The organism is Streptomyces sp. NPDC059679, assembly GCF_042734105.1.
Classification (GTDB): Bacteria; Actinomycetota; Actinomycetes; order Streptomycetales; family Streptomycetaceae; genus Streptomyces.
The window spans coordinates 1-1,506 of record NZ_JBHWES010000194.1; the positions used below are offsets into that span (position 1 = coordinate 1).

The 1,506-nt window shown below is 69.8% G+C and carries 1 protein-coding gene; it reads left to right on the top strand.

What is annotated here, in order from left to right; genetic code table 11:
- Window positions 1-57: 57 nt before the first annotated feature.
- On the top strand, window positions 58-1,506 hold a 1,449-nt coding region (locus tag ACFV2X_RS55595), incomplete at its 3' end, for a gamma-aminobutyraldehyde dehydrogenase (protein ID WP_385631982.1).

Sequence of the window (1,506 nt, forward strand, 5' to 3'; positions counted from 1 at the left end):
CCAGCGGACTACTGTGGGTGTCTCACCCATCGGACACCTGACAGGGAGGGGTGGCACGTGACCACCGAACTGCGTCGTCTGCGCAACTACATCGACGGGGAATTCCGGGACGCCGCGGACGGGCGGACCACGGAGGTGGTCAACCCCGCCACGGGCGAGCCGTACGCCACCGCGCCGCTCTCCGGCCCGGCGGACGTGGACGCCGCCATGGCCGCCGCCGCGGCCGCCTTCCCCACCTGGCGCGACCTGGTCCCGGGCGAGCGCCAGAAGGCACTCCTCAAGATCGCCGACGCCTTCGAGGCACGGGCCGAGGAACTGGTGGCCGTCGAGTCCGAGAACACCGGCAAGCCCCTCGCGCTCACCGCGAGCGAGGAGATCCCGCCCATGATCGACCAGATCCGCTTCTTCGCCGGCGCGGCGCGGATGCTGGAGGGACGCTCGGCGGGTGAGTACATGGACGGGCTGACCTCGATCGTCAGGCGTGAGCCGATCGGGGTGTGCGCGCAGGTCGCGCCGTGGAACTACCCGATGATGATGGCCGTGTGGAAGTTCGCCCCCGCTCTGGCGGCGGGCAACACCGTCGTCCTCAAGCCCTCCGACACCACCCCCGCCTCCACCGTGCTGATCGCCGAGATCATCGGCGGGGTGCTGACGGAGCTGGGCCACCCCCGGGGCGTCTTCAACGTCATCTGCGGCGACCGCGAGACCGGCCGGCTGATGGTCGAGCACTCCGTGCCCGCCATGGCCTCCATCACCGGCTCGGTGCGGGCCGGTATGCAGGTCGCCGAGAGCGCGTCGAAGGACATCAAGCGGGTCCACCTGGAGCTCGGCGGCAAGGCGCCGGTCGTGGTCTTCGAGGACACCGACATCCCCAAGGCCGTCGAGGACATTGCGGTCGCGGGCTTCTTCAACGCCGGCCAGGACTGTACGGCGGCCACCCGCGTGCTGGTCCACGCCTCGATCCACGACGAGTTCGTGGCCGCCCTGGCCAAGGCCGCCGCCGACACCAAGACCGGCGCCGCCGACGACGAGGACGTCCTCTACGGCCCGCTCAACAACGCCCACCAGCTCGCGCAGGTCAGCGGCTTCATCGACCGGCTGCCCGCACACGCCAAGGTCGAGGCGGGCGGCCACCGCGTCGGCGAGAAGGGCTTCTTCTACGCCCCCACCGTCGTCTCCGGGCTCAAGCAGCAGGACGAGATCATCCAGCAGGAGGTCTTCGGCCCGGTCATCACCGTCCAGTCCTTCACCGACGAGGCCCAGGCCGTCTCCTACGCCAACGGCGTGGAGTACGCGCTGGCGTCCTCGGTATGGACCAAGGACCACGCGCGGGCGATGCGGATGTCCAGGGCCCTGGACTTCGGCTGCGTCTGGATCAACACCCACATCCCGCTGGTCGCCGAGATGCCGCACGGCGGCTTCAAGAAGTCCGGCTACGGCAAGGACCTGTCCGCGTACGGGTTCGAGGACTACACCCGGATCAAGCACGTCATGACCTCGCTGGGC